The following is a 26,606-nucleotide window of genomic DNA, read 5'->3' as shown; positions in this document are numbered from 1 at the left end:
ATTTTGCCTTAGAAGAGCACAACCCTTCTCACTCCGCTGCCAGCCTTGGCGGCGGCAGCTTGCCCGCCATCGCCTTGGCACTGGCTTCGCCGGGGGTCTCCTCGTCGCTCATCGGAGCCCAGGTGCTTTCGTCCTCGGCCTTGCCGAGGAAACGGCCGAAGATCCAGCCGGTGAGGCGGCCGAGGTCATCCATCACCACATAGAAGGACGGCACGAAGACGAGGGAAAGCACGGTCGAGACGATCAGGCCGCCGATCACCGCGATCGCCATCGGCGCGCGGAACTCGCCGCCATCGCCGACGCCATAGGCCGAAGGCAGCATGCCGGCGGCCATCGCGATCGTGGTCATCACGATCGGACGCGCCCGCTTGTGGCCGGCTTCGAGCAGCGCCGTCAGCCGGTCCTTGCCGCGCGCGACCTCCTCGACCGCGAAGTCGACCAGCATGATCGCGTTCTTGGTGACGATGCCCATCAGCATCAGCAGGCCGATATAGACCGGCATCGAGACCGGGTTATGGGTGGCGAGCAGCGCAATCACCACGCCGCCGAAGGAGAGCGGCAGCGAGAGCAGGATGGTGATCGGCTGGAAGACCGAGCCGAACAGCAGGATCAGCACGGCGAGCACCAGCATCAGGCCGGTGGTCATCGCGGTGATGAAGCCCTCGACGACCTCGCCCTGGATCTCGGCGTCACCGGTGGCGGCGATGCGTACGCCCTCGGGCAGGCCGACCTCCTTGACGATCTCCTGGAACTTCTCCTGCGCCGTGCCGAGCTCGAAGCCGCGCTTCAGGTCGGCGCCGATGGCGGCGCGCCGAACGCGGTCATAGCGGTCGATCGAGGACGGGCCTTCGCCGAAGCCGATCTCGGCCACCGCGGTGAGCGGGATCGAGACGCCCGACGCGCTGGTAACGCGCAGCGCCGCGATGTTGCGGATGTCGGTGCGAGCCTGCTCGTCGAGCTGGACGCGGATCGGCACCAGCCGGTCACCGGCGTTGAACTTGGCGAGGTTGGGGCCGATGTCGCCGATCGTGGCGACGCGCAGCGCCTCCGAGATCGCCTCGGGCGTAACGCCGAGGTTGGCGGCCTGCTCCAGCTTCGGCGTGACGCGCATCTCCGGCCGACTCAGCGAGCCGGCGGTCGCGACGTTGAGATAGCCGTCGACCTGGCGCATGCGCGCCTCGATCTTCGCCACCGTCTCGTCGAGCGCATCACCATCCTTGGACAGGATCGAGAAAGCCATCTCGCGCTCGCCGCGCTCGTTGACGTACCAGGCGCGGACATCGGGCACACCAGCCAGCTTCTCGGCGATGGTGACCTTGAGCTCCTTCTGGGGGACGTCGCGCTCGGCCTTCGGCGTCAGCAGGATGAAGACGGAGGCGCGGCGGACCTCGCGCTGCCCGGTCGGCGAAGCCCCGCCGAGCACGAAGACGTTCGTCACCTGCGGAATCTCGCGCAGCTTGTCGACGATCTTGTCGGTGGCGACAGTGGTGTCCTCCAGCGTCGCGCCGGGCGGCAATTCGACCGATGCGACGATGCGGGCGGTGTCTTCCTCCGGGAAGAAGCCGGTCGGCAGCAGCGCCGTCGCCTGGATCGAGATGAAGAGGAAGCCGAAGCCGGCGATCAGCGTCAGATAGGCCGTATTGAACGGCAGCCTCCGCCATGTCCGCGAGCCGTCGAAGCGCGGCAAGATCGGGATGCGGCGCTTCCTGAGCGAGGCTTCGAGCAGCCAGGAATAGGCGCGCATCACGAAGCCGTCTTTGGCATCCTGGTGCTTCACCGGCTTGAACAGATAAGCCGCCATCATCGGCGTGATCAGGCGTGCGACCAAGAGCGAGAACAGCACCGCGATCGCGACCGTCAGGCCGAACTGGCGGAAATACTGGCCGGCGATGCCGCCCATGAACGAGACCGGCGCGAAGATCGCGACGATGGTCAGCGTGATCGCGATGACCGCGAGGCCGATCTCGTCGGCCGCCTCCATCGCGGCGCGATAGGGCGATTTGCCCATCTTCATGTGCCGGACGATGTTCTCGATCTCGACGATGGCGTCGTCGACCAGGATGCCGGTCACCAGGGTGATGCCGAGCAGGCTGACCAGGTTGAGCGAGAAGCCGAGCAGCTCCATCGCCCAGAAGGTCGGGATGGCCGAAAGTGGCAGGGCAATCGCAGTAATCAGCGTCGCGCGCCAGTTGCGCAGGAAGACGAAGACGACGAGCACGGCCAGCGCTGCGCCCTCCAGCAGCGTCTCCATCGCCGCCTTGTAGTTGCCATGGGTGTAGGCGACGGCATCGTCGATCGATTTGATCGCGATCGTCGGATAGCGCTTGTTGAGATCGTCGAGCTTGGCCGCGACGACGTCCTTGACCGAGAGCTCGCTCGAGCCCTTCGAGCGGAATACGGCGAAGGAGACGACCGGCTGCTTGTTCAGCCGGCCGAAGGCGCGCGGCTCCGAACTGGAATCCTCGACCCGGCCGAGCTCCTTCAGGCGCACCTCGCGTCCGCCGGTGAGCTGGATCTTGCTGTCGGCGAGCTCCGCGACGGTCTTCGCGCTGGCGAGCGTGCGGATCGCCTGCTCCTGGCCGCCGACCTCGCCGCGCCCGCCGGCGAGGTCGACATTGGTGGCGCGGATCTGGCGGTTGACCTCACCGGCGGTGGTGCCGAGCGCCAGCAAGCGGTCGGGATCGAGCGAGATCCGGATCTCGCGATCGACGCCGCCATAGCGCTCGACCCGGCCGACGCCTTTCAGCCCCTGCAATTCGCGCGAGACGACATCGTCGACATGCCAGGAGATCTGCTCCAGCGTCATGCCGGGCGAGGAAGCGCCATAGGTCAGGATCGACTGGCCCTCGACATCGATGCGCTGGATCACCGGCTCGTCGATGGTACGCGGCAATTCGGCCCTGATCTTGGCGATCGCATCCTTGACGTCGTTGACGGCGCGGTCGGTATTGGTTTCGAGCCTGAACTCGACCAGCGTCACCGAAGAGCCGTCGGTCAGCGTCGACATCACATGCTTGACGCCGGTGATGTTGGCGACCGCGTCCTCGACGCGCTTGCTGACCTGGCTCTCCAACTCGGCCGGGGCGGCGCCGGACTGGGTCACCGTCACCGAGACGAAAGGCACGTCGATGTTCGGGAAGCGCGTCACCGGCAGCTTCGAGAACGAAAGCAGCCCGAGCACGCAGAGCACGACGAAAAGCAGGATCGCCGGAACCGGTTTCCGGATCGACCAGGCGGAGAAATTGACGTTCACGCGAGGCTCCGTCAGTTCGTCGCGATCGGCGTGATCATGTCGCCGTCACGCACGAAGGTGCCAGCACGCGCCACTACGCTTTCGCCTTCGGCGAGGCCGGACGCGATCTCAGCGCGCCCGCCGCCGATCAGCCCGAGCGTCACCTTCTTCGTCGTCACCCGGCCATCCTTGACGGACTGCACCATCGCGCCGCCGCGCGAATAGGTGATCGCCGAAAGCGGCAGGAGGATGCTGGTCTTGCGGCCGGTCTCGATCACGCCGCGCGCGAAGGAGCCGATGGCGACCGGCGGGTTGTCGATGAGCGAAATACGCAGCCGCCCAAGCCGCGAGGCCTTTTCGACCTCGGGCGAGATCAGCCGGATCTGGCCGGTAAGCGGCTTGTCGGCACCTGCCGGCGTGACCGCAACCACCTGCCCGATCTTGAGATTGGGCAGTTCGACCTCGGCGACATCAGCCTCAAGCTCGATCGCGCCATCGGCGATGATCCTGAACAGCGGCTCAGCAGCCGCCATCGTCGCCATCGCGCCGAGCCGGGCGTTGCGGCGGCTGACGATGCCGGCCTTGGGCGCTTTGATCTCCGTCCGCGCCAGCTTGACCTCGATGTCGCGCCCCTGGGCCTGGGCCAGCGCCAGGTCGGCAGTGGTGATCGCAAGCGCCTGCTTCATCGAGTTCAATCGTGCCTGCCCGCCCCGCGCCGCGGCGGCGCGCTGGTCGAAGGTCTCGAGGCTCGCATTGCCGTTGTCGCGCAACGCCTTGGTCCGGTCGAAGGCATTGTTGGCCTGGACGAGATTGGCCTCGGCCTCGACGATTTGCGCCTTGGCCTGGTCTACTGCTGCCTCTGCACGCTTGATCTGCGCCTCGTTCTGGGAGCGCTGCACTTCGAGCGTGGTGCGCGACAGCCGCGCCAGCACCTGGCCGGCGGCGACACGGTCGCCTTCCTCGGCGAGCAATTCGGTGATGACGACGCCGTCGATCTCGGGTGCGACCAGCACCTCGTCGCGCGCGATCATCGAACCGGACACGACGACGCTCTGCACGATCTCGTCGCGCTTGGCCGATGTCACCGTGATCGCCGGTCCGGCGGAAGGCTGCTGGGTGGTGGCGGCAGAGGCCGGAGCCTGGGCAAAAGCTACCCCAGGCGCGCAGGCGAGTGCGACGAGCGGCAGCAGGATCAGGTTTCTGGTCGAGATGGGCATGGTTACGTCTTCTTACGAGGTTTGGCCGTCGGCGGGCGGCAGCAGCATGGTCTGCGCCAGACCCCGCATCGCGGCGAACAGGGCTTCGGCGCCGGCTGCGGCGTCGAAATCGGGATCGACGGCGCGCCGGCAGAAGAAGCCGTCGGCCATCATGAACAGCGCCAGCAGGAAGCGCGCTTGATCGAGATTGCTCGGCAGTTCGCCGCTCGCCTTGGCAGCCTCGACAGCTGCGCCGAGCCCCTGCTCGACCGTTTCGTCGAAGCCGGCGCAAATCTGCGCCATAGCGGGCGTACGAGAGGCTTCCGCCCAAATCTGCAACGCGATGATCGCCTTCTCGCGCGGCTTGCGCACCATATGCTGGCGGCCGAGCTCATCAAGCTGATCGAGCAACCGACCCTTGCTTGGATCGAGCTGGGCGAAGTCGGCCGCGATCTCCATGCGGTCGCGTTCGCTCATCCCGGCGATGATCGCGTCCTTCGAGGAGAAGTACCGGTAGAGATTCCCCGGACTCATCCCCGCCTCGAGGGCGATGTCGTTCATCGTCGCCGCATGGAACCCGGCGCGCGCGAAGACGCGTTCGGCCGCATCGAGAATGCGGACATGGCGCTCTGAAGGGCCGCGCTCGGCCGAGGAAGTGTTGACGACCTGCGACATGCTTCTTTTGAAAGATGAGAATGAACGTTCATTCTCATGCCTGAACCTGACCTGGGAGTCAATCAGCGTCGTCACTAGGAGTTGCATTGCCAGAGGAGTATTGACGGAAGATTGCACGAAGCATGCACGGCGTTGGCGTCCGCCATGCCCGCCATGGCTCATAATTTGCTTGCCGCGAGGGTCGGCAAACCGCATTTTAAGGTGATCCGGCGCGGAGAATCCGGTTCGGGAGCGCAATCGACCATCGCGATGAACGATCTGTCCTATCGCTTCCCGACCCGTCGCCGGCTCCGCAACCGCCTCGACGCCGTTCTGCCACCGCGCAAGCCGGTGCTGATCGTGCTTCATCAGGAGCATTCGACGCCCGGCCGCGTCGGCCGCCTCATCGCCGAGCGCGGCCACGCCCTCGACATCCGCAGGCCCCGCTTCGGCGATCCGCTGCCGCAGACCATGCAGGGTCATGCCGGCGCCGTGATCTTCGGTGGCCCGATGAGCGCCAACGACCCCGACGATTTCGTCAAGGCCGAGATCGACTGGATCGGCGTCTGCCTCAAGGAGGAAGCGCCCTTCCTCGGCCTCTGCCTCGGCGCGCAGATGCTGGCCCGCCATCTCGGCGCGACCGTCTACACGCATGCAGAGGGCCGGGCCGAGATCGGCTACTACCCGCTCAGCCTGACGGAAGCCGGCCATGCCGACGCCGCCACGACCAGCAGCATCTGGCCGGGAACGGTCTATCAATGGCACCGCGAGGGCTTCGATTGCCCGACCGGCGCTGAATGCCTGGCGACCGGCGGCGATTTCCCGGTCCAGGCGGTCCGCGTCGGTCGCAAGGCCTACGGCCTGCAATTCCATCCCGAAGTGACGCTGGCGATGATGTGCCGCTGGTCGGTGCGCGCGCATGAGCGCACGCTGATGCCGGGCGCACAATTGCGCCACCAGCACCTCGCCGGCTGGTATCAGTACGATCCTGCCGTGCGCGCCTGGCTCGACGGCTTCCTCGATCACTGGCTCGCCGAACCAGCCCTCTCCCCGGACCTGGCGAAGTGAGTCGCAGCGTCATCGTTATCGGCGCCGGCATGGTCGGCGTCTCCTGCGCGCTCGCGCTGCAGAAGCGCGGCCTCAAGGTGACGCTGATCGACCGGCGCGAACCCGGCCGCGAGACCTCCTATGGCAATGCCGGCGTGATCAGCCGCTCCTCCATCATGCCGCTCAACAATCCCGGCCTGTGGAAGAACCTGCCGAAATACCTGAGCAACCGGCATGCGGCGGTGCGCTACCGGCTCGGCCATCTCCTTGTTAATCCCGGCTGGACCCTCGGCTTCCTCAACGAAGCCAGGCCGAACCGGCTTAGCCACCGCGTCGCCGCGCTGCAAAGCCTGACCGCGCCTGCCTTGCCCCTGCACAAGCGGCTTATGACCGAAGCCGGCATCGCCTGGCGCCTTCGCGACACCGGGTTCCTCGAACTCTGGCGCAGCGAGGCCGGGTTGGCCGCTGCCGAGGCACGCCGGACCTTCCTCGAGGATCATGGCGTGCGCGTCGAGGCGCTCGACCGCCAGGCGCTGTCGGCGCTGGAGCCGAGCCTCAACCCGATCTTCTCGGCGGCGCTGCTGCACAAGGACAGCGCCTCGGTCGATTGGCCGGGCGCGGTGGTTGAAGCCTATGCCGCGCTGTTCGCCGCCCGTGGCGGCACGGTCCTGCGCGACGAGGTGACTGCGCTGTCGAAGCAGGGCGATGGCTGGCGCGCCACCGGCAAGGACACGCAGCACGAGGCCGATCTCGCGGTCGTGGCGCTCGGCCCCTGGAGCGCCGACCTGCTCCGGCCGCTCGGGCTCAAGGTCCCGCTCAATGTCGAGCGCGGCTATCACCGCCACTACAAGCCGGCGCAGGGGCGCTTCCTCAACCGCCCGATCTACGATGTCGAGGCCTCCTATATGCTGGCGCCGATGGAGCTCGGCCTGCGCCTGACCAGCGGCGTCGAGCTTGCCCACCGCGACGCGCCCGACAACCATGCCCAGATCGATCAGGTACTGCCGCGCGCCCGCGAAGCCTTTCCGCTGACCGAACCGGCTGAGGACACCACATGGCGCGGCTCGCGCCCGACCCTGCCGGATTCGCTGCCGATGATCGGAGAGGCGCCGCGCAATCCCGGTCTCTGGCTCGCTTTCGGCAACCAGCATATCGGCTTCTCGACCGGCCCCGTGACGGGGGAGATCCTCGCCGCGATGGTCTGCGGCGAACAGGCTCCGGCCGACCCGGCGCCTTTCGCGCCGGGCCGCTACCTGTCCTAGGCGTCATACCGGCGCAGTCGGCCGCGCCGGATCGCTTGTGACACTCTTTGCCACGCTATCACCAAGGCCCGACCAGTTGACCCTGGCCGTCGCCAGCATCAGCGTCGCCAGCGCGACGAAGCCGCCGATCGCCCCGGCGAGCAAGGCGAAATCCTCGGATTTCAGCAGCGCATAGACCAGCCCGTAGCCGGTGGCGAGGATCAGCCCAAGCACGGCGCCGCGCGCAAAACTGCGCAGGACGAGACCGATATAGAGCGCAATCAGCGCCGTCGTCGCAGCTGCCGCGGTGAGATATGCGGTCAGGAAGCCGAGATGCTCCGCCAGCGACAATAGCAGCACATAGAACAGCACCAGCGCGAAGCCGACGAGCGTGTACTGCACGGCATGGAGGTTACCGCGCGCCACCAGCTCCAGCCCGAACACGGCGAGGAAGACCGCGCCGACGAACAGCACGCCGTATTTGATGGCCCGATCGACCAGCTGGTAGAGATCGACCGGCTGGTAGAAGCGGGCGCCGACGCCGCCATTGAGGAAGGTCGCATCGGCACGCCGGTTGTCATGGCTGAAGGCCAGCGGCAGGTTGCGCGCCAGATGCGAGACCCGCCAGGAGGCCGAGAAGCCGTTGGCGTCGATCACCCGGTCATCCGGCAGATGCGCGCCGGAGAAGCTCGGATGCTCCCAGTTCGAGCTCATCCGGATCGCGCTGTTCTTGGCCAGCGGCACGATCGACAGGCTGCGCGAGCCGTTGAGATCGAGCCCGATCGAAACCGAAAACGGCCTAGTCAGGTCGGCATCGCGCAGGGCGGCATGGATGCCGCTGCCCTCGCGGATACCAGCGCCGAAGGTCGGCTCGAACTCGATTGCCGCGCCATCGCGAATTTGCGCCGTGGCGCGGTTCTTCAGGCCGCGGACATCGGCGACGCCGACGGCGAGCACCGCCTCGTTCCAGAGCGGCTGCACCGTCTCGGAGGTGATCGCCTTGAAATCGGGCGGCAGGAAGCGCGCGTTCAGCGCGACCTTGCCGCGATAGACCGGCACATCGAAGATCGAGCGGCGCCGGATTTCGGTCTGGGCCTCGGAGCTCGCCTGGAGATCGTCGGCCAGGAAGACCGCGACCTCGCGCGTCGGCGCGGCATTGGCGATCTTGGCCGGCACCAGATAGGGCACCAGCAGCGCCGGCCCGCCGACGACCTGCTCGCGGCCCCAGGCCTCGCCGATCTCGCGCGCCGCTTGGCCGGCGGTGGCCGAGCGCTCGCTGCGCAGCCCCGAGACGAACATCAACGGGATCAGCAGCAGCAGCGCCAGGAAGCCGATGACGAAGAATTTCAGGCCGGGGCTGCGCCCGAACCGCCTCGGATTGATTCCGGCCGGAAAGGCCGGGGGTTCGGGCTTGCTCTCGTTCTGTTGCTCTTGCGACATGATTCGCCCTCATGCAGTGACTTAGCGTCACCAGGAGAGCGCGGCGTCTTGTCGCGGGCGTGATCGATTGAGGGCCGAAACCAGCGGAATCGGCGGCGGAATTGGGGTGACGATTCAGGTCTCGCCGAGGCCCCTGCGTCATTCTCGGGCGAAGCGAAGCGCAGACCCGAGAATCTCGTGACGAGAGAGCGCCGACCGGAACTTCATCCGGTCTGAGATGCTCGGGTCAAGCCCGAGCATGACGCGCGACCACTCCGGCCGCGCCAGTAGAATTCAGGCCCCACCTCAGACCTGGCGGGTCACCATCATCATCTTCACTTCCGCGATCGCCTTGGCCGGGTTGAGGCCCTTCGGGCAGGCGTTGGCGCAGTTCATGATGGTGTGGCAACGATAGAGCCGGAACGGGTCCTCGAGATTGTCGAGGCGCTCGCCGGTGGCTTCGTCGCGGCTGTCGATCAGCCAGCGATAGGCCTGCAGCAGCGCCGCCGGGCCGAGATAGCGATCGCCGTTCCACCAATAGCTCGGGCACGAGGTCGAGCAGCAGGCGCACAGGATGCACTCATAGAGCCCGTCGAGCTTCTCGCGGTCGTCCTTGGCCTGCGACCATTCCTTTTCGGGCGCCGGCGTCGTCGTCTTGAGCCAGGGCTCGATCGAGGCGTGCTGGGCGTAGAAGCGGGTGAGATCGGGAACGAGATCCTTGACCACCGGCATGTGCGGCAGTGGGTAGATCGCGATCTTGCCCTTCGCCCCGCACTCGTCGATGCCGGTGGTGCAGGCGAGCCCGTTCTTGCCGTCCATGTTCATGGCGCAGGAACCGCAGATGCCCTCGCGGCAGGAGCGCCGGAAGGTCAGCGTCGGATCGACCTTGTTCTTGATCCAGATCAGCGCGTCGAGGACCATCGGCCCGCAATCGTCGCGATCGACATAATAGGTGTCGGTGCGCGGATTGGCGGTGTCGTCGGGGTTCCAGCGATAGATCTTGAACTCGGTGACCTTCTTGGCGGCGGCCGGCTTCGGCCAGGCCTTGCCTTCGGTCAGGCGGGAGTTCTGCGGGAGAGTGAATTCAGCCATGACGCGTTCCGATTTGAGAAAAGCGCTTTCTTGCGACGTGACCCAGCAGCCATCCGGCGGCGATCGGCAAAGTGAGACAGGCCATTAGCAATCCAAATTTTGTAGCCCGGAGCGCCGTACCCGAGATGCCGTACTGGGTTCCCGCGAGAGCCAGTCCACCGATCCAGAGAGCGGCGACAAGCATCACCGTGTATTTTGGTGGAACGGCATACAGCGCAAAGCCGACTACCAGCAAAATGCCGAGGGTAAGGAAACCAAACAGCGACGGCATCTCTCCACCGGCAGCATAGGCAGGGCCGCAGGTCAGCGCCCCTACCAGAATGCAGCCAAATACATGAGCGGAGAGACGCATCGTGTTGGTGCCGGCGTTCAATACACCCGCGCCTTCGGCTTGATGTATTCGATGTCGTTCGAGAGCGTGTAGGTGTGCACCGGACGGTCATCGAGCGCGATGGTACGCTTCTCGTCGTCGATCCAGGCGAGCGTGTGCTTCATCCAGTCCTTGTCGTCGCGGTCCGGATAGTCCTCGCGCGCATGGGCGCCGCGGCTTTCGGGACGCTGTAGCGCCGAGTCCATGGTGACGACCGCCTGGGTGATCAGGTTGTCGAATTCCAGCGTCTCGATCAGGTCTGAATTCCAGATCAGCGAGCGATCTGTCGTGCCGATGTCGGTGATGCCGCCCCAGACCTCGTGGATCAGCTTGTGGCCTTCTTCCAGCGTCTCGCCGGTGCGGTAGACTGCGCAGTTGTCCTGCATGATCCGCTGCATCTTGTCGCGCAGCACCGCCGTCGGCGTGCCACCCTTGGCGTTGCGGTACTTGTCGAGCCGGGTCAGCGACAGATCGGCCGAGTTCGCCGGCAGCTCCGGCTGCTTCTCGCCGGCCTTGACCGTCTCGGCGCAGCGCAGGCCTGCCGCCCGGCCAAAGACCACGAGGTCGATCAGCGAGTTCGAGCCGAGGCGGTTGGCGCCGTGCACGGAGACGCAGGCGGCTTCGCCGATCGCCATCAGGCCCGGCACGACCCGGTCCGGATCGCCATCGACCTTGGTCAGCACCTCGCCGTGGAAGTTCGTGGGGATGCCGCCCATGTTGTAGTGCACCGTCGGAATCACCGGGATCGGCTCGCGGGTGACGTCGACGCCGGCGAAGATCTTGGCGCTCTCCGAGATGCCGGGCAGGCGCTCATGCAGGATCTTCGGGTCGAGATGGTCGAGATGCAGGTAGATGTGGTCCTTGCTCTTGCCGACGCCGCGACCGGCCCGGATCTCCATCGTCATCGAGCGTGAGACGACGTCGCGCGAAGCGAGGTCCTTGGCCGAGGGGGCGTAGCGCTCCATGAAGCGCTCGCCCTCGGAATTGGTGAGATAGCCGCCCTCGCCGCGCGCGCCCTCGGTGATCAGGCAGCCCGAGCCGTAGATGCCGGTCGGGTGGAACTGCACGAACTCCATGTCCTGCATCGGCAGGCCGGCGCGCAGCACCATGCCGCCGCCGTCGCCGGTGCAGGTATGGGCCGAGGTCGCCGAGAAATAGGCGCGGCCATAGCCGCCGGTCGCCAGGATCGTCTGCTGCGAGCGGAAGCGGTGCAGCGTGCCGTCATCGAGCTTGAGCGCGAGCACGCCGCGGCAATGGCCGTCCTCGTCCATGATCAGGTCGATGGCGAAGTACTCGATGAAGAATTCGGTGTTGTAGCGCAGCGCCTGGCCATAGAGCGTGTGCAGCATGGCATGGCCGGTACGGTCGGCGGCGGCGCAGGTGCGCTGCGCCGGCGGGCCGTTGCCGAAATCGGTGGTCATGCCGCCGAAGGGGCGCTGGTAGATCTTGCCGCTCTCGGTGCGCGAGAACGGCACGCCCCAATGCTCGAGCTCGTAGACGGCGGCCGGCGCGTTGCGCACGAGGTATTCGATCGCGTCCTGGTCACCGAGCCAGTCCGACCCCTTGACGGTGTCGTACATGTGCCACTGCCAGGTGTCCTTGCCCATATTGCCGAGCGAGGCGGCGACGCCGCCCTGGGCCGCGACCGTGTGCGAGCGGGTCGGGAAGACCTTGCTGATGCAGGCGGTGCGCAGGCCGGCCTGCGAACAGCCGACCGTGGCGCGAAGCCCGGCGCCGCCGGCGCCGACGACGACGACGTCGAAGGTGTGGTCGGTGATGGCGTAGGCCTGGCCGGTATAGGCCGGGACGGGGCGGGCGCGGGTGATCGCCATGGTCAGCCTCCGAACGAGATCTTCAGGAGCGCGAAGGCGCAGGCGGCGCCAACCGCGATCGCAAAGAAGGTATTGGCCATCACGGCGAGGATCTTCAGCACCTCGTGCTGGACGTAGTCCTCGATGATGACCTGCATGCCGAGGCGCATATGGACGGCGCCGGAGACGGTGAAGAGCAGCATCAGGATCGCGACATGCGGCTTGGCCAGCGTCGCGACGGCAACCGCATAGGGCTTTCCGATCAGCGAGATGACGATGCACAGGAAGGCGAGCGTCAGGATGACGTTGGCGACGGCGGTGACGCGCTGCAGCCAGAAATGGCCGGTGCCGGATTTGGCAGAACCGAGACCGCGAACGCGGCCGAGCGGAGTGCGCATCGAGGAGTTGGAGAGCATCGGCTTTGTCCTCAGCGCGTCAGCGCGACGATCCAGACCAGCAGGGTGAGCCCGCCGGAGACGACGACGCTGTATTTCGCCAGATTCGTGCGGGTCTGCGGCTCGTAGCCATGGCCGAGGTCCCAGACGAAATGGCGGAGACCGCCGACCATGTGGTGCAGCAGCACGAAGGTATAGCCGAACAGCACGAGCTTGCCGAGGATGGAGCCGGCGATCCACTGCGCGGTCTCGTAGGCGGCGGGACCGGACGCGGCGGCGATGAGCCAGAGCGCGATCAGCAGAGTACCGCCATAGAGCGCAGTGCCGGTGACGCGGTGGGCGATCGACATCGCCATGGTCCAGGACCAGCGGTAGATCTGCAGATGTGGGGAAAGCGGGCGCGCCGCCGGTCTGGACTCGGCCAAGTTCGAAACTCCCGACCCTTCAAGCTCACAAAGCGAAGATCGCTTGGTATCGTTCTAGAGTGAATGGCTGTCTAACGAAACCATCCTCGTGCTGCAATGCGGCAAGCGAATGGTCGGTTACAGAAAATAAAATCTGTAACTTCACCTGATCCTCCACCAGCCCAAAGGCCTGTCGGCGAAAAGCACCTAAAGCCGGACAAGCGCAGCTCACCACCTTCCTCAGGACCGTATAGCACAGGGCGAGGACCATCCATGAAACTGGGCATGAGCCTTCCACAATCCGACGCCGAACTGAACACCGACATGTGCGATCCCTACAACAATGCCGAGCTGACGCTGACCCTCAAGCTCGGCTTCCGGCAGGTTAATCCGGCTGCAGGAGCCGCCGAAGGCACCTATCACGACTATGGCCGCGCCACCGCGCCAAACCGCAAGATCGTCAAATGGACGGTTGGCAGCTGGAATCTGTGGCGGAAGAACTTCGTCGACACCGCGGCCCGCTTCTGGAACGGCAAATTCTGGCTGTCCAACAACTTCCCAGTCTACGAGATCGAGAAGAACGGTATCAAATACCGACCCAACATCTGGTGCCTGTTCAAGATCGAGGATCGCGACATCGCGCTGGGCGGCCACCATCACGTCATCGACGTGGTCCGCCTGCACAGGAGCGAGACCTGGTTCGGCTCGCATGCCAAGCTCTATGACAGCCTCGACACCAACTCGGTGCAGAAGGGCACCGACAGCAAGGGCAAGGCGATCATGCAGCGCGCTCATGTCCACGAGGTCGGCCACCTGCTCGGGCTGGGCCATGTCGACATCGGCAAGGCGCATTGCCCGCCCGGCGGCGATACCAACGCCTCGAATTGCTACGGCGTCGCCGACGTCGACAAGTATTCCGTCATGGGCCAGGGCATGCAGCTGCGCCTGAGCCACGCCATGCCCTGGCGCAAGGCGATGGTCGCGCTCTCCGGCAAGGGCAACGCGCTGACGGCGACCGACTGGGAGGCGAAGACGCAGCGCATCTATCCGCGCATTCCCGCCGAGGTCGCCAGCAACGCCATGCTCACGCACCGGCCCTTGCGCAAGTAAGCTTACTCAACCCGGCTGGACCGCCATGCCACGAACCGCCTCACGAAACCTTTCGATGCTCATTCTCGTTCTGAGCGGAATGGCCGGCCTGCTCGGCCCCGCCCACGCCACAGGAAAGCGCTGCCAGATGAACGCGATCGAACGCTCCAAATGCATCATCGAGGCGATCCTCGCCGATATCAGCCGGACCTATAAGCAGGTCGGCGGCGGCGGGATCAGCGCGATCAAGCAGAACTCGACGACCTCCTTCACCGTCTCGATCTCGCAGGAGGAGCGCATCGACCTCCTGACCTACGAGGCGACGGTCGACGGCAAGGGCAAGGTCAGCGTCAAGAAGACCGGCGAAGGCACCCAGTAAGGTTCCCCTCGGGGTCAGCGCGGCAGCAAGGCCCAATAATCGAAGTCGAGGATCACGCCGTCGGCGTACTGGTCGGCGTGCTTCAGCGGGTATTCGTTGCAAGGCAGGTTCTTGGTCGCGACGAGGCGCAGGCGCAGCGCCCCGACATCCTCGCGCCCCGGCAACTCGGCCGCCTCGAGCACCTCGCTCCAGGCAAAGACGGTATCGCCGGCGAACAGCGGCGAGACATGACGCCCGGCATTGATCGCGGCGATGTGGAAGGCGTTGCCGAGACCATTGAAGGAGAGCGCCCGCGCCAGGCTGATGACGTGGCCGCCATAGATCAGGCGCTTGCCGAAACGGGTTTCGCGCGCGCCATAGGCGTCGAAATGCACCTTGGCGGTGTTCTGGTAGAGCCGGGTCGCAATCTGGTGCTCGGCCTCCTCAACGGTCATGCCATCGACATGGTCGATGCGCTCGCCCGCCTGGTAATCGCCCCAGCGGAAGGACGAGCCGGCGAGGGCGTCGTCATAGGCTGCCAGATGCAGCGGCGGACAGCCCTCGCCCAGCGCTTCCGGCGCGACGCTCTTCGGCAGCTCCGGCACCTGCTCGAACGCCGCCGGCGTGCCGGGCTGGCGCTTGCGCACCAGCACCCAGCGGGCATAGCTCAGCACGATCTCGGCGTTCTGGTTCCGCCCGATCGAGCGGACATAGACGATGCCGGCATCGCCGCCCGAGGTCTGCTTCAGCCCGATCACCTCCGACGTCGTCGACAGCGTGTCACCCGGAAAGACCGGCGTGAGGAAGCGGCCATCGGCATAGCCGAGATTGGCGACCGCATTGAGCGAGATGTCCGGCACCGTCTTGCCGAAGACGATGTGGAAGACGAGCAGATCATCGACCGGCGCCGCCGGATAGCCGATCGCCTTGGCGAAGGCATCGGAGGATTGTACCGCGACGCGCGGCCCGTAGAGCGCCGTGTAGAGCGAGACGTCGCCGGCGGTTACCGTGCGCGGCGTTGCGTGCACAATCGTCTCGCCCAGCCGGAAATCCTCGAAGAAGCGGCCTAGATTGGTCTTGGTCGGACTGTCGGACATCGGCTTGGCCTCATGGCGGGGCATCATTGTGCGCTGCCGCAAGGGCTGGCGTAAAGCTGGTCCGACGTCGAAGGCTAGCGGAAGTCGCGTGGCCTGAGGCCGGCATGGAACCATGTGATCATCGAGTAGATGTCGTAGACCGGCAGCCCCGTCGCCGCCTGCACCGAAGCCGCATAGGGCGGCATGTTGGTGCATTCGAGCACGATCGCGCCGACCTCGGGATGTTCCCGGATCAACCGCAGTGCCGCTTCGACCACATCCTGCTCGGCAAGGTCGATATCCATCTCCTCCTTCTCCGCCCTGATCAGGACGCGGAAGAACTCGCGGCCATTCTCGGTGCCGGTCACCGGCGTATCGGCGGGAACGCCGACAGCCGTCAGATGCTGCGGCGTCAGTGTCGCTGCCGAGACGGTGACGAGGCCGACGCGCTTGCCCGGCGGCAGCGTCGCCTGCACCCAGGGCACCTGCATCAGCGAGGAGGTCGCGACCGGCACGTTTATGGCAGCCGCCAACTCACGCTGAAACAGCGAGAGGAAGCCGCAATTGGTGGTGATCGCCTCGGCGCCGAGGCGGACCAGCTCCTGCGCCGCCGCGACGAAATCGGGCAGCAGCCCGGCCGCACCCTTCAGCACCACCTTCTCGGGGCTCGCGCCTTGCACGACGCGGTAGAGCACCGGGAAGGGCCAGGTCGCGGCATTGCCCATGTCGCCGAGAATGCGCGGAAAGCGCGCCTCCAACATCAGCACGCCGAGCGGCGCGCCATAGACCGCCTTGCCGCCCTTCGCGATGCCCCGCTTGCTCATCCGGTGATCCCGGCGAGCTTGTTAAGGTCGATATTGGCGCCGCAGACCAGCACGCCGAGCCGCTCGCCCGGTTTCGGCTTGTAGGCGCCGCTGATCAGCGCGCCGAGCGCCGCAGCGCCACCGGGCTCGACCGCCAGGCGGAAATCGCGCCAGAGCACGGCTTGAGCCTCGGTGATCGCCGCGTCCGGGACGAGGGCGACATGATCGACCGTATCCTTGCAGACGTCATAGACCAGCTGGCCGACATTGCGGGCGCCAAGCGAATCCGCCGCGACAGAGGCGACTGTCACTGTCACCGGCCCCTTGGCCTCGAGGGCAGCCTGCAGCGCCCTTGAGCCTTCCGGCTCGACGCCGACGACCTTGACGCTGGTACCGGCGAACCAGGCGGCGATACCCGAGATCAGCCCGCCACCGCCGACCGCGACGAGGACAGTGTCGAGATCGGGCTCCTGGCTCTGCCATTCACGGCCGAGCGTGCCCTGGCCGGCAACCGTCTCCTTGGCGGAGAACGGGTGGATCTTCAGCGCGCCGGTCTCAGCCACGAACTTGTCGCAAGCTGCCTGCGCATCGTCGTATTGCGCGCCGCCGATCCGGACCTCGGCGCCAAAGCGCCGGATCGCCTCGATTTTCGCTGCCGGCGAGATCTCCGGCACGAAGATCGTCGCCTTCACGCCACGCTTGCCGGCGGCATAGGCGACAGCGGCGCCATGGTTACCGCCCGAGGCCGCGGCAACGCCGGCAGCAGGCACATCGAGCGAGAGCAGGTTGTTGAAGGCGCCGCGCGTCTTGAACGAGCCGGCATGCTGCAGGCATTCGAGCTTGAGCGAGACATCGGCGCGCGAGCCGAAGGCGCCGGTACCGAGGCGCATCACCGGAGTAGTGCGGGCATGGCCGGCAATACGGTCGGCCGCAGCCTCGATCATCGGGCGCGGCACAGGCTTCTCTGTCATGGCGGGATCCTGGACGAGGGAGCGATCCGTGACACAGGTCCAGATCGCGATAGGTAGACCGTGGCTATCGCGTCCCGGCGGATCGGGAAAGGGCCTGCCGCGCCCGGCGGCAATGTGCCGGGCGACGACCAGCGCCGCGAGCGCGTCGAGCGCATCGTCGGCAGCGGCGCCGCGCGGCGGCTTCGCATGGACGATTCCCTCCGGAAGCCCTGCCGTCAGCAGCAAGGCGCGGCGCTCGGCCATGCCGGCCGGATTGACCACGCCCTTGATCTTCTTCGGGTGGATCAGCGGCGCGCCACGCATGGTCCGGAAGGCCAGTTCCGGATGCGTCTCAAAGATGCGCTCGCGCCAGTCCGGTTCGGCCCGTAGCAACGCATCGATCTCGCGGATGCGCGGGAAGAGGTGAAAGCCCTGCTTCGAGACCTTGCGCGGCGGCTCGGAGGTCGCCAGCGCCAGGCGGCAAACCTCGCGATAGTCTTCCGCCTGGACCGCACTGCGCGAGGGAATCGAGAACACCGAGGATTGCCGCTCGCCGAGCAGCGCCCGTACCGCCTGCTCCGGCCCGCGCCCGGACCCGATGATCCGGTCCGGCAGCCCGATCGGCATGTCGACTGCGATCAGTGCTGGTGCAGGAGAGCCCGCGAGCAGATCGCTCCAGCGCGCGAAAATCCGAAAGAACGGCGCTTCCTGCCCCGACATATCGAGGAACGCCGCGATCCAACCCGCCTTGCAGCCGTCGACGCCCGCAATCCAGCCCATCACAGCCCTGTCATCCATCTTTTGCAGAACTGACATTGCATTGCGGCGCGATCTACTGTGCACTGCAGCGAACCCGGCGACCCTCAATCCGGAGAGACAATATGACCGACATCCGCCCGCGCCGCAGCGTCCTCTATATGCCCGGCTCCAATGCCCGCGCGCTGGAGAAGGCCCGCGAGATCGCTGCCGACGCGTTGATCCTCGATCTGGAAGACGCGGTCGCCCCGGACGCCAAGCAACTGGCCCGCGATCAGGTCTGCGCCGCGGTGAAGGCCGGCGGCTATGGCAGGCGCGAGCTCGTCATCCGCATCAACGGCATCGACACGCCCTGGTTCGACGCCGATCTCGCCGCCGCGACCGAAGCGGCGCCTGATGCGATCCTGATCCCGAAGATTTCTTCGCCCGAGACGCTGGTCGAGATCGGCCACCGTTTGACCGGGCTCTGGGCCAAGCCGGAAACGCAAATCTGGGCGATGATCGAGACGCCGCTCGCCATCCTCGACTGCGAGAAGATCGCGCGTGCCGCCCGCGAGCCCGCGACACGCCTCGCCTGCTTCGTGCTCGGCACCAACGATCTCGCCAAGGAGACGCGGGCCCGCTTCGTGCCCGGCCGCGCGCCGATGCTGCCCTGGCTGACCACGGCGATCCTCGCCGCCCGCGCCCATGGCGTCGACGTCGTCGACGGCGTCTACAACGATCTCAAGGACGAGGCCGGATTCAAGGCGGAATGCGAGCAGGCCCGCGATCTCGGCTTCGACGGCAAGACGCTGATCCATCCGAACCAGGTGGCAATCGCCAACGGCGCCTTCGCACCGGAGGAAGCCGAGCTGACCCGGGCCCGCGCCATCATCTCCGCCTTCTCCGAGCCTGGGAACGCCGACAAGGGCGCAATCCAGCTCGACGGCCGCATGGTCGAGCGCCTGCACGCCGAAATGGCCAAGCGCGTCGTCGCGCTGGCGGAAGCAATCGCGGCCTGACCAGCCCAACAGAGTCCAAATACAGAAAGGGCCGGGAGGAAACTCCCGGCCCTTTTCCAATTCTTCCGATGGGGGAGGCGGCTCAGGCCGCCTTGCGCTGCTCGAACACGCCCTTGAATTCGCGCAGCTGCACGAGCTGGTCGTGCAGGCGCTTCTTCTCGGCCTCGTCATGCGAGCCGGCATGGCGGGTCTCGGCGGTGAGGATTTCCTGATCGAGCACGGCGTTGTCGACGTCCTCGATGAAGCGGGCCTGCTCGGCCAGGATGGTGACGCTCGTCGCGTTGACCTCGGCGAGGCCGCCCGAGACGAAGAATTCCTTGCCGTTGCTGGCGCCGGTCTGGACCAGGACGATGCCCGGCTTCAGCACGGCGACGACCGGAGCATGGCCGGCGAGCACGGTCATCTCGCCCTCGACCGACGGCACGATGACGCTGACGGCATCGCCCGAGAACAGGATGCGCTCCGGCGAGACGAGTTCGAACTTGAAGTTGGCCATCGTATCTCTTTCCTCGGCTCGTCATGGTCGGGCTTGACCCGACCATCTCGGAAACCAGCGCCCTCTGGTCGGGAGATTCTCGGGACAAGCCCGAGAATGACGCCCTTGATGACGCGAGTCGGCAGCCTTACGCCGCTTCGGCAGCCAGGCGCTGGGCCTTCTCGACTGCCTCGTCGATCGAGCCGACCATGTAGAAGGCCGCTTCCGGCAGGTGGTCGTACTTGCCCTCGACCAGGCCCTTGAAGCCCTTGATCGTGTCTTCGAGCGCGACGAGCTTGCCCGGCGAGCCGGTGAAGACTTCGGCGACGAAGAACGGCTGCGACAGGAAGCGCTCGATCTTGCGGGCGCGGGCGACCGAGATCTTGTCCTCTTCCGAGAGCTCGTCCATGCCCAGGATCGCGATGATGTCCTGCAGGGCCTTGTAGCGCTGGAGGATCTGCTGGACCTGGCGGGCGATGTTGTAATGCTCGTCACCGACGATCGCGGCCGAGAGCATGCGCGAGGTCGAGTCGAGCGGGTCGACCGCCGGGTAGATGCCCTTTTCCGCGATCGAGCGCGAGAGCACGGTCGTGGCGTCCAGGTGGGCGAAGGAGGTCGCCGGCGCCGGGTCGGTCAGGTCGTCGGCGGGCACGTAGATCGCCTGCACCGAGGTGATCGAGCCCTTATTGGTGGTGGTGATGCGCTCCTGCAGATTGCCCATGTCCGTGGCGAGCGTCGGCTGATAGCCCACCGCCGAAGGAATGCGGCCGAGCAGCGCCGACACTTCCGAGCCGGCCTGGGTGAAGCGGAAGATGTTGTCGACGAAGAACAGCACGTCCTGGCCACGGTCGCGGAAGTCCTCGGCGACGGTCAGGCCCGAGAGGGCGACGCGCATGCGGGCGCCCGGGGGCTCGTTCATCTGGCCATAGACGAGGGCGCACTTGGAGCCTTCGCCGCCGCCCTTCTTGTTCACGCCCGACTCGATCATCTCGTGATAGAGGTCGTTGCCCTCGCGGGTGCGCTCGCCGACGCCGGCGAACACCGAGTAGCCGCCATGGGCCTTCGCGACGTTGTTGATCAGCTCCATGATCAGCACGGTCTTGCCGACACCGGCGCCGCCGAACAGGCCGATCTTGCCGCCCTTGGCGTAGGGCGCCAGGAGATCGACGACCTTGATGCCGGTGACCAGGATCTGCGCTTCCGTCGCCTGCTCGGCATAGGAGGGCGCCGGCTGGTGGATGCCGCGGGTATTGGCGGTCAGGATCGGGCCGGCCTCGTCGACCGGCTCGCCGATGACGTTCATGATGCGCCCGAGGCATTCATCGCCGACCGGAACCGCGATCGGCGCGCCGGTGTCGGTCACCGACTGGCCGCGGACCAGGCCTTCGCTGGCGTCCATCGCGATGCAGCGCACGGTGTTCTCACCGAGATGCTGGGCCACCTCGAGCACCAGGCGGTTGCCGAGATTCTGCGTCTCAAGCGCGTTCAGGATCTCCGGCAGCGCGCCGTCGAACTGGACGTCGACGACGGCGCCGATGACCTGCGTGACGCGGCCGGTGCCGGTGTTGGCGGGCTTGTCGGCGGTCTTGGTCTTGGTAGCGGCTTTGGCCATGGTTCGAACCTCGGATTCGCGTTCAGCGTGTCGGGCGGCCGGCGCGCCGGCCCAAAGTTAGGCGGTTAGAGCGCTTCCGCGCCGGAGATGATCTCGATCAGTTCCTTGGTGATCATCGCCTGGCGCGAGCGGTTGTAGAGCTGCGTCTGCTTCTTGATCATCTCGCCGGCGTTGCGCGTGGCAGAGTCCATCGCCGACATGCGCGCGCCCTGCTCGGAGGCGGCATTCTCCAGGATCGCCCGCAGCACCTGCACCGTCAGATTGCGCGGCAGCAGGGTCTCGAGGATCTCGCTCTCTTCCGGCTCGTAATCGTAGACTGCGTCAGTCGTCTTGGCACCGGCCGGAATCTCGGCCGGAATGATCTGCTGCGCGGTCGGGATCTGCGAGATCACCGACTTGAACTTCGAGAAGAACAGCGTCGCGACATCGAACTCGCCGGCGGCAAAGCACGTCAGGATGTTCTGCGCGATCGCCTCGGCATTGGCGAAGCCGAGCTGCTTGAAAGCGCGCAGGTCGACGACTTCGATGATGTCGGCGGCGAACTGCCGGCGCAGGATGTCGAAGCCCTTCTTGCCGACGCAGATGATCTTGACCGTCTTGCCCTCGGCCTTCAGCGCGTTCGCCTTGTCGCGGGCGAGACGGGCGATCGAGGAGTTGAAGGCGCCGCACAGGCCGCGCTCGGCCGTGCAGACCACGAGCAGCTGGACCTTGTCGGAGCCCGTGCCGGCGATCAGGCGCGGCGCGCTGCCATTGGCGAGACCACCGGCGAGATTGGCCAGCACCGCCTCCATGCGCTCGGCATAGGGACGCGCGGCCTCGGCGGCCGTCTGCGCGCGGCGCAGCTTTGCCGCCGCGACCATCTGCATGGCCTTGGTGATCTTCTGCGTCGCCTTCACCGAGGCGATGCGGTTTCTAAGGTCCTTCAGGGAGGGCATTCGATCTCTATCCCCTACCCGTCATTGCGAGAAGCGCAGCGACGAAGCAATCCAGACGACTGGCGGAGCGAGGCTGGATTGCTTCGCTCCGCTCGCAATAATCAGGCGAACGACTTGGCGTAGGCCTCGACGATGCCCTTCAGCTTCGCGGCGTTCGCGTCCGAAAGGTCCTTCGACGAGCCGATCTCGTTCAGCAGGTCGGCATGCTTGCCGCGCACCAGCGAGAGCAGCCCGTCCTCGAACGCGCGGACCTTGTTGACCGGCAGCGGGTCGAGATAGCCGTTGACGCCGGCATAGATCACGACCGTCTGCTCTTCCATCTTCAGCGGCGAGAACTGGCCCTGCTTCAGGAGCTCGGTCAGGCGGGCGCCGCGGTTGAGCAGGCGCTGCGTGACGGCATCGAGGTCGGAGCCGAACTGGGCGAAGGCCGCCATCTCGCGATACTGGGCGAGCTCGCCCTTGATCTTGCCCGCAACCTTCTTGGTCGCCTTGGTCTGGGCGGCCGAGCCGACGCGCGACACCGAGAGGCCGACGTTCACCGCCGGGCGGATGCCCTGGTAGAACAGGTCGGTCTCCAGGAAGATCTGGCCGTCGGTGATCGAGATCACGTTGGTCGGGATATAGGCCGAGACGTCGTTGGCCTGGGTCTCGATGACCGGCAGCGCCGTCAGCGAGCCGTTGCCGGCAGCGTCGCCCATCTTGGCGGCGCGCTCGAGCAGGCGGGAGTGCAGATAGAACACGTCGCCAGGATAGGCTTCGCGGCCCGGCGGGCGGCGCAGCAGCAGCGACATCTGGCGATAGGCGACGGCCTGCTTCGAGAGGTCGTCATAGATGATCACGGCGTGCATGCCGTTGTCGCGGAAATACTCGCCCATGGCGCAGCCGGCGAAGGGCGCCAGGAACTGCATCGGGGCGGCGTCCGAGGCGGTGGCCGCGACGATGATCGAGTACTCAAGCGCGCCGCGCTCTTCGAGCACCTTCACGAACTGGGCGACGGTCGAACGCTTCTGGCCGATCGCGACATAGACGCAATAGAGCTTCTGGCCCTCGTCCGTGCCTTCGTTGATCGCCTTCTGGTTCAGAATCGTGTCGAGCGCCACGGCGGTCTTGCCGGTCTGGCGATCACCGATGATCAGCTCGCGCTGGCCGCGGCCGATCGGGATCAGGGCGTCGATCGCCTTGAGGCCGGTCGCCATCGGCTCGTGCACCGACTTGCGCGGGATGATGCCGGGCGCCTTCACGTCGACGCGCGAACGGGTCTTGGTCTTGATCGGGCCCTTGCCGTCGATCGGGTTGCCGAGCGCGTCGACGACGCGGCCCAGCATCTCCTTGCCGACCGGCACGTCGACGATGGCGCCGGTGCGCTTGACGGTCTGGCCTTCCTTGATCTCGCGGTCGGAGCCGAAGATCACGACGCCGACATTGTCGCTCTCGAGGTTGAGGGCCATGCCGCGCACGCCCGACTCGAACTCGACCATCTCACCGGCCTGGACCTTGTCGAGGCCGTAGACGCGGGCGATGCCGTCGCCGACGGAGAGAACCTGACCGACCTCGGTGACCGAGGCTTCCGAGCCAAAGTTCGAGATCTGGGTCTTCAGGATCGCGGAGATTTCAGCGGCGCGGATGTCCATCAGCCGACCTCTTTCATTGCAAGACGAATAGAATTGAGCTTGGTTTTCAGGGACGCGTCGACCATGCGCGAGCCCATCTTGACGATGAGACCGCCGATGATGGCCGGGTCGACCTTCACGGAAACGTCGACATCCTTGCCGGCGACATCCTTGAGGGTCGCGGCGATGTCCTTGAGCTGGGCGGCCGAGGGCTGCTCGGCGAGCGTGACCTCGGCGCTGACCACACCCTTGGCCTCGGCGACCTTGGCACGGAAGGCGCGGATCATGCCCGGCAGCGCGAACAGGCGGCGCTTGCTGGCGACGAAGCCGATGAAATTGGCGGCGCTGCCGGAGATGCCGGCCTTTGCGGTGAGCGCGGCGACGGCGGAAACCTGGTCCTGCGTGGAGAAGGCGGGGCTTCCGATCATGCGCTTGAGATCGTCGCTCTCGGCGATCATCGCGCTGAAGGTGTCGAGATCCTTGGCGACGGCGTCGACCGTCTTGGCCTCGCTGGCCAGTTCGAACAGAGCCGTCGCATAGCGCTCGGCCACGCCCGAGACAGGGGATTGTTCCTGCGATCCGCCCTCGGCCACGCTCTCGCTCTCTCTTCCAGGGGACTGCTCCGGCGACCTTCTGATGAAGGTGGAGTGCATATCCCCGACGCTGCGGTGATCAAGCGCACGATGAGCCTGTTCCAGGGCTTTCGGCGCTTGGATTGCGGCGGTGCGATAGCATGGGGTTTCGGGGGGCGCAACCGACGAAGTACCCGCCTCTCATGCTTTGGATGCGGTCGAAAGAAGCAGCCGGCGCAGTGCGCGGTGGCCTGCACGCCCGCGCACTGCGAATCCGGCTAAAGGAAGCTCTGCGGATCGACGTCGACCGCGACCCTGACCGAGCCTTTCGGTTTTGGCGCGCGCTTGATCCAGGCACGCAGATAATCCTGGAGATTGATCTCGCGCGCCGTCCTGACGATCAGGCGCATGCGGTGACGCCCGCGCAGGATCGCAAGCGGCGCCTCGGCCGGCCCGAGCACGGCGACACCAGCCGGCGCTTCTGCACAGCGCGCCAGCGCCCGCGCATGCGTTTCCGCCTCGGCCTGCGCATTGGCCGAGACGATCAGCGCCGCGAGCCGGCCGAAGGGCGGCAGGCCGGCCGCCTCGCGCGACGCCGTCTCGGCCGCGTAGAAGCGCTCGGGATCGCCCGAGATCAGCGCTTTCAGCACCGGATGGTTAGGGTCGTGCGTCTGCAGCAGCGCCCGCCCCGGCTTCTCGCCGCGCCCGGCCCGGCCGGTGACCTGCCTCAAGACCTGGAAGGTGCGCTCGGCGGCGCGTGGGTCGCCAGAGGTCAGGCCGAGATCGGCGTCGATCACCCCGACCAGCGTCATCCCCGGGAAATTATGACCCTTGGCGACGAGCTGCGTGCCGATGACGATGTCGAACTCGCCTTCGGCCACCGCCATCAGCTCTTGCTTCAGGCGCTCGGTTCCACCGGGAAAATCGCTCGACAGCACGATCGAACGCGCCTGCGGGAACAACGTCGCGACCTCCTCGGCGAGGCGCTCGACGCCCGGCCCGCAGGCGACCAGACTTTCGGGCTGATGGCAGGCCGGGCATTCATGCGGCCGGCGCTCGACATGACCGCAATGATGACAGACCAGCGCGCGCCGGAAGCGATGATCGACCAGCCAGGCCGAGCAGTTCTTGCATTGGAAGCGGTGGCCGCAATCGCGGCACAAAGTCAGCGGCGCATAGCCGCGTCGGTTGAGGAAGAGCAGCGACTGCTCCTTCGCCTCGAGATTCGCCTCGACTGCCTTGACCAACGCGGACGAAAGCCAGCGCCCGCGCTCCGGCTTGTCCTTGCGCAGGTCGACGAGGCCGAGCGTCGGCAACTCGCGCCCGCCATAGCGCTCCGGCAGCTTGAGATGGGTGTAGCGGCCGCGCTCGGCATTGACGCGGGTTTCCAGCGAGGGCGTGGCGGACGCCAGCACCACCGGCGCGTTCTCGATCTTGCCGCGCACCACCGCCATGTCGCGGGCATGGTAGGCGACGCCGTCCTCCTGCTTGTAGGCGGCCTCGTGCTCCTCATCGACGATGATCAGGCCGAGATCGCGATAGGGCAGGAACAGCGCCGAGCGCGCGCCCGCCACCACCAGCGCCTCGCCCTTGGCGATCGCCGCCTGCAGGCGCTCGCGCCTTCGCCCGCTCACGCCTGAATGCCACAGCCCCGGCCGGACGCCGAAGCGCGCCTCGAACCGGTCGATGAATTGCGCGGTGAGCGCGATCTCCGGCATCAGGATCACGCTCTGCCGCCCGAGCCGGATCGCTTCGGCCACCGCCTCGAAATAGACCTCGGTCTTGCCGGAACCGGTGACGCCCTCGAGCAGCGCGACCTGCCAGGACTTCTTGCGCACGAGCTCAGCGAGCGCCTCGCCCACCGCCTGCTGATCCTCCGACAGCTGCGGTTTGGCATGATCGGGGTCGGGCCGCGCCGCGATTGCCTCCTGCGGCAGTGCCTCCACGGAAAAGGTACCGGCATCGACGAGGGAATCGATCACCGCTGTGCTGACCGATGCCATCTCGGCCAGCGCCGACTTGCCGATCAGCAGCCCGCCCTCGGCAGCGGCGATGGCGCGCGCCCGGCCGGGCGTCATCCGTGCCGGCGGCTGGCCGGCCAGCCTGACACCAAGCTTCGGGCGCTCCGGCGTGTCGTCTGGTGGGCGCCGCAGGGCGAGTGCCAGCACCGAGCCCTTGGCGGCGAGCGTATACCAGGCGACCCAGTCGACCAGTTTGCGCAAGGCCGGATCGAGCGGCGGCATGTCGAGCTTGCCGACTACTTTCTTCAGGTTGCCGCCGCGGCCTGAGCCTGCCTCCCAGACGACGCCGACCGTCTCGCGCGGGCCGAGCGGCACCTGCACGACATCGCCCGGCGCGAGCGTGAGCCCGGGCGGCACGGCGTAGCTATAGGCCTGGTCGAGGCCGAGCGGGATCAGCACCTCGACCGTGCCGCCGCCCTGCCCTTCGTCGAGCGCATCGTCCATGCGCCCGTCTCTAGCACTGATTCGGGGCGGTGGCCGGCAGCAG

General features: G+C 66.5%; 23 protein-coding genes. 5 read left to right on the top strand and 18 right to left on the bottom strand.

Features of this window, described 5'->3' with window-relative positions; translation table 11 throughout:
- Positions 1 to 28: 28 nt before the first annotated feature.
- The 3 genes from ACSQ3M_RS16005 to ACSQ3M_RS15995 are packed head-to-tail and all read right to left on the bottom strand — an operon-like array spanning position 29 to position 5,298.
- Complete coding sequence (locus ACSQ3M_RS16005; protein ID WP_436151072.1) at positions 29 to 3,253, bottom strand: efflux RND transporter permease subunit; 3,225 nt, start codon at positions 3,251 to 3,253, stop codon at positions 29 to 31.
- Positions 3,254 to 3,264: 11 nt separating this feature from the next.
- Positions 3,265 to 4,449, bottom strand: coding sequence for an efflux RND transporter periplasmic adaptor subunit (locus ACSQ3M_RS16000; RefSeq protein WP_436151071.1), 1,185 nt, complete (start codon positions 4,447 to 4,449; stop codon positions 3,265 to 3,267).
- Between the two features lie 12 nt (positions 4,450 to 4,461).
- Positions 4,462 to 5,298: a TetR/AcrR family transcriptional regulator gene (locus tag ACSQ3M_RS15995; protein ID WP_436151070.1), complete on the bottom strand. Its 837-nt coding sequence runs from the start codon at positions 5,296 to 5,298 to the stop codon at positions 4,462 to 4,464.
- A gap of 54 nt (positions 5,299 to 5,352) precedes the next feature.
- Here ACSQ3M_RS15995 and ACSQ3M_RS15990 point away from each other — a divergent pair, with 54 nt between their 5' ends.
- Together ACSQ3M_RS15990 and ACSQ3M_RS15985 are read left to right on the top strand one after the other, a co-directional pair.
- Entirely contained in the window at positions 5,353 to 6,150 is a 798-nt protein-coding gene (locus tag ACSQ3M_RS15990; RefSeq protein ID WP_436151069.1) for a glutamine amidotransferase, read from the top strand.
- Positions 6,147 to 7,391, top strand: coding sequence for an NAD(P)/FAD-dependent oxidoreductase (locus tag ACSQ3M_RS15985; protein ID WP_436151068.1), 1,245 nt, complete (start codon positions 6,147 to 6,149; stop codon positions 7,389 to 7,391). Before ACSQ3M_RS15990 ends, ACSQ3M_RS15985 begins: the two co-directional genes overlap by 4 nt.
- Before the next feature lie 3 nt (positions 7,392 to 7,394).
- Here the strand turns inward: ACSQ3M_RS15985 and creD are convergent, their stop codons facing one another.
- The 6 genes from creD to sdhC form a co-directional block, all read right to left on the bottom strand.
- Complete coding sequence (creD, locus tag ACSQ3M_RS15980) at positions 7,395 to 8,810, bottom strand: cell envelope integrity protein CreD (RefSeq protein ID WP_436151067.1); 1,416 nt, start codon at positions 8,808 to 8,810, stop codon at positions 7,395 to 7,397.
- Positions 8,811 to 9,095: 285 nt separating this feature from the next.
- On the bottom strand, positions 9,096 to 9,881 hold the full coding sequence (locus tag ACSQ3M_RS15975) for a succinate dehydrogenase iron-sulfur subunit (RefSeq protein ID WP_436151066.1): 786 nt from the start codon (positions 9,879 to 9,881) through the stop codon (positions 9,096 to 9,098).
- Positions 9,874 to 10,254, bottom strand: a complete 381-nt coding sequence (locus tag ACSQ3M_RS15970) for a hypothetical protein (RefSeq protein WP_436151065.1) — start codon at positions 10,252 to 10,254, stop codon at positions 9,874 to 9,876. Before ACSQ3M_RS15970 ends, ACSQ3M_RS15975 begins: the two co-directional genes overlap by 8 nt.
- Positions 10,251 to 12,083: a succinate dehydrogenase flavoprotein subunit gene (gene sdhA / locus ACSQ3M_RS15965; RefSeq protein WP_436151064.1), complete on the bottom strand. Its 1,833-nt coding sequence runs from the start codon at positions 12,081 to 12,083 to the stop codon at positions 10,251 to 10,253. Before sdhA ends, ACSQ3M_RS15970 begins: the two co-directional genes overlap by 4 nt.
- 2 nt (positions 12,084 to 12,085) lie before the next feature.
- A complete protein-coding gene (sdhD, locus tag ACSQ3M_RS15960) occupies positions 12,086 to 12,478 on the bottom strand; it encodes a succinate dehydrogenase, hydrophobic membrane anchor protein (protein ID WP_436151063.1) in 393 nt (130 codons plus the stop codon).
- Positions 12,479 to 12,489: 11 nt separating this feature from the next.
- Entirely contained in the window at positions 12,490 to 12,882 is a 393-nt protein-coding gene (gene sdhC, locus ACSQ3M_RS15955; protein WP_436151062.1) for a succinate dehydrogenase, cytochrome b556 subunit, read from the bottom strand.
- A 264-nt stretch (positions 12,883 to 13,146) separates the two neighbouring features.
- On the opposite strand from sdhC, the gene ACSQ3M_RS15950 reads away from it, so the two are divergent.
- Together ACSQ3M_RS15950 and ACSQ3M_RS15945 are read left to right on the top strand one after the other, a co-directional pair.
- On the top strand, positions 13,147 to 13,971 hold the full coding sequence (locus tag ACSQ3M_RS15950; RefSeq protein ID WP_436151061.1) for a hypothetical protein: 825 nt from the start codon (positions 13,147 to 13,149) through the stop codon (positions 13,969 to 13,971).
- Between the two features lie 55 nt (positions 13,972 to 14,026).
- Positions 14,027 to 14,329, top strand: a complete 303-nt coding sequence (locus ACSQ3M_RS15945; protein WP_126114900.1) for a hypothetical protein — start codon at positions 14,027 to 14,029, stop codon at positions 14,327 to 14,329.
- A 14-nt stretch (positions 14,330 to 14,343) separates the two neighbouring features.
- Here ACSQ3M_RS15945 and ACSQ3M_RS15940 read toward each other — a convergent pair whose 3' ends face one another.
- The 3 genes from ACSQ3M_RS15940 to ACSQ3M_RS15930 all read right to left on the bottom strand — a co-directional run bounded on the left by ACSQ3M_RS15940 (position 14,344) and on the right by ACSQ3M_RS15930 (position 17,917).
- Positions 14,344 to 15,405, bottom strand: a complete 1,062-nt coding sequence (locus tag ACSQ3M_RS15940) for a MaoC family dehydratase (protein ID WP_436151060.1) — start codon at positions 15,403 to 15,405, stop codon at positions 14,344 to 14,346.
- A gap of 74 nt (positions 15,406 to 15,479) precedes the next feature.
- On the bottom strand, positions 15,480 to 16,208 hold the full coding sequence (locus tag ACSQ3M_RS15935; protein ID WP_436151059.1) for an aspartate/glutamate racemase family protein: 729 nt from the start codon (positions 16,206 to 16,208) through the stop codon (positions 15,480 to 15,482).
- A complete protein-coding gene (locus ACSQ3M_RS15930; protein WP_436151058.1) occupies positions 16,205 to 17,917 on the bottom strand; it encodes a serine/threonine dehydratase in 1,713 nt (570 codons plus the stop codon). The genes ACSQ3M_RS15935 and ACSQ3M_RS15930 overlap by 4 nt, the downstream gene beginning before the upstream one ends.
- 101 nt (positions 17,918 to 18,018) lie before the next feature.
- On the opposite strand from ACSQ3M_RS15930, the gene ACSQ3M_RS15925 reads away from it, so the two are divergent.
- Entirely contained in the window at positions 18,019 to 18,894 is an 876-nt protein-coding gene (locus ACSQ3M_RS15925) for an HpcH/HpaI aldolase/citrate lyase family protein (RefSeq protein ID WP_436151057.1), read from the top strand.
- Between the two features lie 82 nt (positions 18,895 to 18,976).
- On the opposite strand, the gene ACSQ3M_RS15920 is transcribed toward ACSQ3M_RS15925, so the two are convergent.
- The 6 genes from ACSQ3M_RS15920 to ACSQ3M_RS15895 all read right to left on the bottom strand — a co-directional run bounded on the left by ACSQ3M_RS15920 (position 18,977) and on the right by ACSQ3M_RS15895 (position 26,563).
- Positions 18,977 to 19,390, bottom strand: a complete 414-nt coding sequence (locus ACSQ3M_RS15920; protein ID WP_436151056.1) for a F0F1 ATP synthase subunit epsilon — start codon at positions 19,388 to 19,390, stop codon at positions 18,977 to 18,979.
- Between the two features lie 127 nt (positions 19,391 to 19,517).
- Entirely contained in the window at positions 19,518 to 20,981 is a 1,464-nt protein-coding gene (atpD, locus tag ACSQ3M_RS15915; protein ID WP_436151055.1) for a F0F1 ATP synthase subunit beta, read from the bottom strand.
- 65 nt (positions 20,982 to 21,046) lie between these two features.
- Positions 21,047 to 21,916 carry a F0F1 ATP synthase subunit gamma gene (locus tag ACSQ3M_RS15910; RefSeq protein ID WP_436151054.1) on the bottom strand — a complete coding sequence of 290 codons (870 nt, stop codon included), beginning with the start codon at positions 21,914 to 21,916 and terminating at the stop codon, positions 21,047 to 21,049.
- A gap of 101 nt (positions 21,917 to 22,017) precedes the next feature.
- A complete protein-coding gene (gene atpA / locus ACSQ3M_RS15905) occupies positions 22,018 to 23,547 on the bottom strand; it encodes a F0F1 ATP synthase subunit alpha (RefSeq protein WP_436151053.1) in 1,530 nt (509 codons plus the stop codon).
- The gene (locus ACSQ3M_RS15900; RefSeq protein WP_436151052.1) at positions 23,547 to 24,119 is read right to left on the bottom strand and encodes a F0F1 ATP synthase subunit delta; all 573 of its coding nucleotides are present in this window, start codon (positions 24,117 to 24,119) and stop codon (positions 23,547 to 23,549) included. Before ACSQ3M_RS15900 ends, atpA begins: the two co-directional genes overlap by 1 nt.
- 257 nt (positions 24,120 to 24,376) lie before the next feature.
- Positions 24,377 to 26,563 carry a primosomal protein N' gene (locus tag ACSQ3M_RS15895; RefSeq protein WP_436151051.1) on the bottom strand — a complete coding sequence of 729 codons (2,187 nt, stop codon included), beginning with the start codon at positions 26,561 to 26,563 and terminating at the stop codon, positions 24,377 to 24,379.
- Positions 26,564 to 26,606 lie beyond the last annotated feature (43 nt).

This window comes from Allobosea sp. LjRoot90, from assembly GCF_964254315.1.
GTDB lineage: Bacteria > Pseudomonadota > Alphaproteobacteria > Rhizobiales > Beijerinckiaceae > Allobosea.
Note: the sequence above shows the minus strand (reverse complement) of the source record. Positions and strands in the feature narration are given on the sequence as shown.

Excerpts from the sequence above, each read along its gene's own strand:
- ACSQ3M_RS16000 (WP_436151071.1), bottom strand. The coding sequence starts at position 4,449 with ATGCCCATCTCGACCAGAAACCTGATCCTGCTGCCGCTCGTCGCACTC.
- ACSQ3M_RS15995 (WP_436151070.1), bottom strand. The coding sequence starts at position 5,298 with ATGCGGTTTGCCGACCCTCGCGGCAAGCAAATTATGAGCCATGGCGGG.
- ACSQ3M_RS15990 (WP_436151069.1), top strand. The coding sequence starts at position 5,353 with ATGAACGATCTGTCCTATCGCTTCCCGACCCGTCGCCGGCTCCGCAAC.
- creD (WP_436151067.1), bottom strand. The coding sequence starts at position 8,810 with ATGTCGCAAGAGCAACAGAACGAGAGCAAGCCCGAACCCCCGGCCTTT.
- ACSQ3M_RS15975 (WP_436151066.1), bottom strand. The coding sequence starts at position 9,881 with ATGGCTGAATTCACTCTCCCGCAGAACTCCCGCCTGACCGAAGGCAAG.
- sdhA (WP_436151064.1), bottom strand. The coding sequence starts at position 12,083 with ATGGCGATCACCCGCGCCCGCCCCGTCCCGGCCTATACCGGCCAGGCC.
- sdhD (WP_436151063.1), bottom strand. The coding sequence starts at position 12,478 with ATGCTCTCCAACTCCTCGATGCGCACTCCGCTCGGCCGCGTTCGCGGT.
- ACSQ3M_RS15950 (WP_436151061.1), top strand. The coding sequence starts at position 13,147 with ATGAGCCTTCCACAATCCGACGCCGAACTGAACACCGACATGTGCGAT.
- ACSQ3M_RS15945 (WP_126114900.1), top strand. The coding sequence starts at position 14,027 with ATGCTCATTCTCGTTCTGAGCGGAATGGCCGGCCTGCTCGGCCCCGCC.
- ACSQ3M_RS15940 (WP_436151060.1), bottom strand. The coding sequence starts at position 15,405 with ATGTCCGACAGTCCGACCAAGACCAATCTAGGCCGCTTCTTCGAGGAT.
- ACSQ3M_RS15935 (WP_436151059.1), bottom strand. The coding sequence starts at position 16,208 with ATGAGCAAGCGGGGCATCGCGAAGGGCGGCAAGGCGGTCTATGGCGCG.
- ACSQ3M_RS15930 (WP_436151058.1), bottom strand. The coding sequence starts at position 17,917 with ATGGGCTGGATTGCGGGCGTCGACGGCTGCAAGGCGGGTTGGATCGCG.
- ACSQ3M_RS15925 (WP_436151057.1), top strand. The coding sequence starts at position 18,019 with ATGACCGACATCCGCCCGCGCCGCAGCGTCCTCTATATGCCCGGCTCC.
- ACSQ3M_RS15920 (WP_436151056.1), bottom strand. The coding sequence starts at position 19,390 with ATGGCCAACTTCAAGTTCGAACTCGTCTCGCCGGAGCGCATCCTGTTC.
- atpD (WP_436151055.1), bottom strand. The coding sequence starts at position 20,981 with ATGGCCAAAGCCGCTACCAAGACCAAGACCGCCGACAAGCCCGCCAAC.
- ACSQ3M_RS15910 (WP_436151054.1), bottom strand. The coding sequence starts at position 21,916 with ATGCCCTCCCTGAAGGACCTTAGAAACCGCATCGCCTCGGTGAAGGCG.
- atpA (WP_436151053.1), bottom strand. The coding sequence starts at position 23,547 with ATGGACATCCGCGCCGCTGAAATCTCCGCGATCCTGAAGACCCAGATC.
- ACSQ3M_RS15895 (WP_436151051.1), bottom strand. The coding sequence starts at position 26,563 with ATGGACGATGCGCTCGACGAAGGGCAGGGCGGCGGCACGGTCGAGGTG.